Origin of the sequence: Vibrio sp. OPT46, assembly GCF_015163535.1 — a bacterium.
Lineage (GTDB): Bacteria > Pseudomonadota > Gammaproteobacteria > Enterobacterales > Vibrionaceae > Vibrio > Vibrio alginolyticus.
This window is the reverse complement of sequence record NZ_JADDYG010000684.1, coordinates 71,779-78,329: the sequence shown is the minus strand read 5'-3', so window position 1 is coordinate 78,329 and position 6,551 is coordinate 71,779. Positions and strand designations below refer to the sequence as shown.

General features: G+C 43.4%; 5 protein-coding genes and 2 pseudogenes. 5 read left to right on the top strand and 2 right to left on the bottom strand.

Features of this window, described 5'->3' with window-relative positions; all coding sequences use genetic code 11:
• Together IQR33_RS34290 and IQR33_RS25275 are read right to left on the bottom strand one after the other, a co-directional pair.
• Nucleotides 1-354, bottom strand: a 354-nt coding sequence (locus tag IQR33_RS34290; protein WP_228014120.1) for an outer membrane beta-barrel protein, incomplete at its 3' end; no start/stop codon positions are given.
• 12 nt (nucleotides 355-366) lie between these two features.
• Nucleotides 367-1,293 carry a VirK/YbjX family protein gene (locus IQR33_RS25275; protein WP_193838043.1) on the bottom strand — a complete coding sequence of 309 codons (927 nt, stop codon included), beginning with the start codon at nucleotides 1,291-1,293 and terminating at the stop codon, nucleotides 367-369.
• A gap of 412 nt (nucleotides 1,294-1,705) precedes the next feature.
• Here IQR33_RS25275 and IQR33_RS25270 point away from each other — a divergent pair, with 412 nt between their 5' ends.
• The 5 genes and pseudogenes from IQR33_RS25270 to IQR33_RS25250 all read left to right on the top strand — a co-directional run.
• Nucleotides 1,706-2,065: a DUF3316 domain-containing protein gene (locus tag IQR33_RS25270; RefSeq protein WP_017635096.1), complete on the top strand. Its 360-nt coding sequence runs from the start codon at nucleotides 1,706-1,708 to the stop codon at nucleotides 2,063-2,065.
• 207 nt (nucleotides 2,066-2,272) lie between these two features.
• Nucleotides 2,273-2,607: pseudogene (locus IQR33_RS25265) on the top strand (transposase); the annotation flags it as partial.
• Nucleotides 2,608-2,772: 165 nt separating this feature from the next.
• Nucleotides 2,773-4,311 carry a hypothetical protein gene (locus IQR33_RS25260; RefSeq protein WP_155489403.1) on the top strand — a complete coding sequence of 513 codons (1,539 nt, stop codon included), beginning with the start codon at nucleotides 2,773-2,775 and terminating at the stop codon, nucleotides 4,309-4,311.
• A 122-nt stretch (nucleotides 4,312-4,433) separates the two neighbouring features.
• Nucleotides 4,434-5,181, top strand: a pseudogene (locus tag IQR33_RS25255) (IS5 family transposase).
• Nucleotides 5,182-5,297: 116 nt separating this feature from the next.
• Nucleotides 5,298-6,551 (top strand): FAD-dependent oxidoreductase (locus tag IQR33_RS25250; protein ID WP_228014119.1); only part of this gene is annotated, 1,254 nt, incomplete at its 3' end.

Genomic DNA, 6,551 nt, shown 5'->3' with positions numbered 1-6,551 from the left:
GACACCTGCCTTGCCGTACAGTTCGAAACCTGAACCCAGAGGATAGCTAGCATAGCCACTCAAGCGAGGTCCGGAGAAGCTCGTATCGGTGACTTCTGAAATCGGACTCACGAGTATCGAGCCGATACCGTCAAACGCGCCTTTATAACCTGCTTCGATACCAAAGTTATGTGTTGGCATGTAGCGGTAATATATTTCACCTAAGAACATGTCGCCTGATTCTTTGCTTGTCGGAGCATCGTAGTTCACATCGCCATAGCCAATGTTTGTACCTATGATGTGCTCACTGGTTTCTGCATTGGCTGACAAAGAAAAAGCCGACAACACTAAAGCAGTAATGAATGAATAACGCATGAACGCTTCTCCTTAGCTTTTAGCTTGCTCGCCTTTTAATATTTGTTCGAAAGTGACCTTGGTGTAGTCTAGCCATTCATAACGGCGACGATACATCGAACGCTTAGAGCGCGACATGCCTTCGATATCTCTACGGGGTGCATTTACATCAATTGAGTAAAAATGACGATTGTATTCGGTGCCGCCCAATTCTTGCCAGAGTGCATCGTAATCCGTTTTTATTCGCCCTTTGCTGTAACGTTTAGCTGCGTAAGTATGGGACTGCGTTTTCACCGCTAGAATCGTATTTACTTCCCAAATTTGTGCGAGCAAAGTGAGCAAGCTCACCATCAAGCTTTTTGGTCTCTGTCCGTAAAGCTTACGAGTTAGCTTTTTAATTTTCGCGTTGTTTTCTTCACTGCTTCGCGGTCCTTGTAAGCCTCCAATCATAATGCTGCGTCCAGATTCGATGTGACCTAGCGTAAAAGAGAGCGTGTAGAAGTTGCCATCTTCAGCGCTGTGCAGCACTAGGCTCATGTCGCCTTCTTTTTGATAACGTGCTTCGTATACTAATCTCACCGAGTACAGTATTTCGTCAATTTCAAAAGAGGCTAATGTTAGGCCTTTCGAGTCTGTGTAGATTTCTTCGATTGTTTGTTTAGAAAACAGTTCTGAAATAGTTTTATAGTGATCAACTACCAAGTTAGAACGATCGAACGCTGAGTTGTTTTTGATGATATACGGACGAAACGGTTTCTCTAAAAACCGATGCGTACGTGTACAAAGCAACTCTAACAATGACGATTCAATATTGTCTGAAAGGTGCTTAAATGCACGTTTGTAATAAAGCGCACGTAAGATGAACTTAGCTCTGTAGGTCCAAATTGGCTTGTAGACATCAGCATAATCATCTGAGTAAATCGATTTGCTATGGTAAAAAATAGATTTGTTCGCGGTCATTTTCACTCCAGATTAACTTGTGCTCAATAGCGACAATTAAGAACCGACGGACGAGCAGCGAAGAACCCGAAAAGGAGGAATGCAAAGCACGACTGAAAAGAGGTGGTTTTTGCTGTGTCCGACGTTTTTGTAAGGTTTTGAACACTGTTCTTTTGCTGGAATTCTAAGAGAAAATTGACCTTAGGTATTGTATGGTTTGGTAAGGAAGTGTCAGGTTGAAACCCATTGTTCAAAATGAAGAAAATGCGAATGTCGGCTGAATATGACGTTGAGTTGCTAAGTTAATGTGAAATAAGTTGAACGAAAATTGAACATTATTTGAAATTGTTTTGACGTGTTTTAGGTCTTTATACGTACCTTATAAGTATCGAGCCAATTTTGGCCCGATGTAAAGGTAAGTAAGGAGAGGTTTATGAAACGCTTAACAACTTTAGCAAGTACGATTGCTCTGATTGCTGCACCTTCTATGGCTCTTGCTGGTGGTTATCAGTGGACAAACGATACCGAAACTATCCATGGCGACGTAATGGATAGCAAACAAGCGGCTTATGAAATGGGCCGAGACATGATCCAAAGCTACCAAAATAAATCATCTGGACAACTCCGTGATGAGTTTACGAGCCTTACAACGTATGTTGATCGCCAATCGTTTTCTATCACTGACTCAAAAGTCATGGTAAATGAGTTCTTGCAAAGTGACGGGCAAGTTGTTTACCAGCCTATTCTCAATGTTCAATACGAGTACCGCATGCGTGAACCTGGTAATCGTTAATTAATTTATTCGCTAGCATTTATAACTCTATTGCCTATTTAATCCTTGTTGTGAATTCGTTTTATTATTTTTGGGGAGCATTTGCTCCCCTTTTTATTATTAAATATATATTCCTGATGAATGTGTGTCTTAAATGTAATATCTCGTAAGAACCTATCTCAATAGGTGTTGCCTGAGTTAAATCAACACCTATTGAAAACACTGTAAATGAGTTCAACACAATACCTAATCTTCGATGCGCTCTGGGAAAAAATAGAGCCATTGTTGCCCGCTCACAAGACTAACCATCCTCTCGGTACGCATTGAAAACGAGTCGATAATCGTGATGCGATGAATGGCATTCTTTTTGTTCTCAGAACTAGTTGTCAATGGAATGCGCTTAACACAACGGGTATTTGTATCTCTAGCTCTGCGCATCGTAGCTTTCAATAGTGGTGAGATGCAGGCGTTTTTGAGCTATTTTGGCAAAATGGTCTGATTTACGAGGGTGTTGATTGGCGTTCTAGATCAATGGCTGCCAAACTAAAGCACCTTTTGCTGGCTATGAGCGACAATCCTTTTGATTCTTAGCACTGTTCATACCGACCACAAACCAGAATGAAACTGCTCAACTCTTTCGCTGGCTCTGTTTCGCTGACTTAACATCACCGCCTTGCCACTATTTTCTGTTATAGTGCTGATACCATAAACAACAATTACACCAGTTAATGAGAAAAATTATCTTACCGCTTGTCATGGTTGGATTTTTTGCACTTCCCACTGCGCTTAAAGCCAATACGGAAAACAATGCATGCAACGATACAACCACTGCTAAAACGCGAGCACTATTTTTAAAGCATTATCAGAAAAAAGATTACACAGCAGCCTACTACGCAGCTTATCTTTATGCTGATAGTTGCCCAGCTTTGTTTTCGGCGCATTCACCGTCAGTAGAAACACTATGGCTGCTTAGCGACTATTCTCTCGCGGCATCACGGAGCGATAATCAAAAAGCATGTGACGACATAGCCTCCCTTGTTAAGGCCGATACGTTACAGAAACATTCCCGTATCGCCCAAGCAATACAAACCAACCTTGGCCTATGTTCACTTAAGCAAACCGAATCACGGATTGATACACGGCTTACTCGCTCAAGTTGTGCTTTTGACAAAAACTTCCTTTCCGTGCCGGCATCTTGGCAAGGCAAAGTCGCAAATCATGACTCGATAGAATGTATTGGCCCCAAAACATTAACACAAGGGACATCACTAACCTTACTAAAGGCGGACACCGAAAATAAAGCAATTCGCATTCCCTTCGACGGTGTTATACCCAACGATGGCAAGACCCGTCTTCTCTTCCTTGGCGACGAACGCTCTATGATGGTTGCCTATGTCTTTAACACAGAAGGCCCCCTGCAACCCCAATCCGTTAACAAACGTACCGAATACTATTCATTACGCGCTTATCAAACCAACGAAACAACGCAACAGCAAGTCGCACAGCTCAATACCGGTATGGTACAGAGCAAAAGCGACAATGATTACTCACCGGAACACCTTACTGAGCTAGAAAAAACAATAACGACAGATTTTACCGTCGACCCATACAACTGGTGGGGACATAAAGCGCTCATCGACATCAATGAAATGGCTAGTGAGGAAAACTTCCTTGTCGCTCAATATAAGGATCGTATTGAGCTAATTTATAATCTTGGCAATGATATAAAGACGCTTGATTTGCTAACGGGTAACAAAAAGACCGTATTCACAGCACCTGAACAGGTCTATGTCCATAGTATCGAAGAATCACTGCTGTATATAAAAAACAAACAGGATGATTATTTTGAGCTAGATCTCACTGCAGCATCCCCCTCTCTGGTACAGGTTCCCTATGTGCCACCTCCGCACAAAGGACGCTATTCGTCCGTACCGCTAGTATCAGCCGACCAACAAAGTCAAATAAGCAGCGATGACGGCCAATTACTCGTTGAAAGCCCCTACCATAAAAGCATTCTGATTAATGATCACTACGAAAACTGGGTGATCAATAACCTTTCTTGGGGGGGCGATAGTTATGAAATCTATTTTGATAACTCATCAGCCTATGCCTGCATCTGGCGAGTTGATTTACTCAACCGTAAAATCGAACGAGTTATTCCGATAGAAGCTGCCGTTGAGCCCTATGGATTTCGTGTTGGCAATGTCCCTTATGTGGTGTATGTCGATAGAGACAAAGACAAACTCTATTTAGCGACCCCCATGTAATAATCAATCGTCGACTTCCCAAGTGATATCGCAGCCCTCGAGCTAAGAACCTATCTCAATAGGTGTTGCCTGAGCTAAATCAACACCTATTGAAAATACTGTAAATGAGTTCAACATAATACCTGATCTTTAATGTGCTCTGGGAAAAATTGAGCCATTGTTGCCCGTTCATAAGACTAACCATCCTTCGGTACGCATCGAAAACGAGTCGATAATAGTGATGCGATGAACGGCATTCTTTTTGTCTTTAGAACTGGTTGTCAGTGGAATGCGCTTAACGCAACGGGCATTTGTACCTCTAGCTTCGCACATCGTCGCTTTCAAGAGTGGCGAGATGCAGGCGTTTTTGAGCGATTTTGGCAAAATGGCATGATTTACGTTGGTGTTGATTGGCGCTCTATATCAATGGATGGCTGCCAAACTAAAGTGCCTTTATCTGGCTCAAAAAAACAGCAAAGAACCCAAAAACAAGGCATAAAACGCAGTTTGTTGACGGATGCGAATGGATTGCCACTTGCTGTAGTCAGCGTGGTGCCAACGTTCACGATATCAAATGGGTACTTCAAACTTTAGATGCATTAGAAAGCTATCGACCACCTTTACAAGCGCCACTGTATCTCGACAGAGGTTACATGATGAACTGGTTACTTTGAACTACATCCCTCATGTTCAATCACGAGAAGAAGAGGCAGCTAGCTTAAAACAATCGGATGATTTTAAGGCTCATAGTTGGGTAGTGGAGCGAACCCATAGCTGGTTAAACCATTATCGTAGATTGCTTGTTCGTTGGGATAAGAAATAGAAAACTACGAGGCCATGTCGCATTTTGCTTGTGGCCTCATTGTTTGGAATAAACCCCTTTTGGGATAGGATCTAAATATTTTCTAATGCTCAGCGTAAGTTTTTCTAGCTCGTTGAATATTCGGTAGGTTTGTAAAGTGGTGACAAAGCACGGTTGTGTGCGTCACTTCTACAAAGGATACCCGATGACACATCATTCATATTGGTTCAAGCAGGCAATTGAAGCTGAGCAACCAGAAACGCCACAACCGTTACAGCAGAACATTAATACTGACGTTGCGATTGTTGGTGGCGGATACACCGGACTTTGGACCGCGATTATGATTAAGCAGCAATCTCCGGAAAAAAAGGTAGTCGTGATTGAAAAAGGCCTTTGTGGCAGTGGTGCATCGGGCGCAAACGGCGGTTGTATGCTGACTTGGTCTACCAAGTTCCCGACATTGAAACGGTTATTCGGTGAAGAACATGCTGCTTGGTTAGTAAAAGAGTCGGAACAAGCAGTGCTAGAGATTGACGACTTTTGTCAGCAGCACAACATCGATGCGCAATTATCGTTAAAAGGGGTTTATTACACTGCAACCAATCCGGCTCAAACTGGGGGAATGCAGCCAGTTGTGGACGAGTTAAAGCGATTAGAAGTGAACAGTTGGCGTCGTTGCTCGGTGGAGGAACTGCGTGCCAATGCGGGATCGCCGCGCAATATAGAGGGCTTTCACTCTCCAGTTGCATCGAGCGTTCAACCTGCATTATTAGCGAGAGGGTTACGCCGTGTTGCTATTGATCTGGGTGTAGAAGTTTATGAGAACACGCCGATGACGCGTCTAGATTATGGAAAACCTGCCATTGTCTGTACACCTAAAGGAAACATTCAAGCGCAGCAGGTGGTATTGGCATTAAATGCATGGATGGTGGAGCAGTTTAAACAGTTCAAAAACAGTATCGTGGTGGTCTCTTCCGACATGGTGATCACCAAGCCGCTTGGTGACGCACTACCTCTATCTGGTTGGCAGGCAGGTTCTAGCGTGTTGGATTCACGTATCTTCGTCCACTATTACCGAGATACGCCAGATGGCCGTTTGCTGTTGGGGAAAGGCGGCAATCAGTTTTCTTTCAATAACCAAGTTGACGCAATGTTTAACAAGCCAACACGCTACCAAGGTCTACTGCGCAAGTCGTTCGATAAGTTGTTTCCTCATTTGATAGGGGAGGAGTTTGCTTATTCATGGACGGGGGGTTCTGATCGTTCTGCTACTGGTTTCCCTTTTTTCGGTGAGCTAGATAAACAGAGCAATATCTTTTACGGATTTGGTTATTCAGGCAATGGTGTAGCGCAGACTCGAATGGGCGGAAAAATCTTATCTTCGTTGGCATTGGGAATCGATAATGAATGGACGAAAAGCGGTTTAGCCAAAGGGCCGTTGGGGCATTTCCCGCCAGAG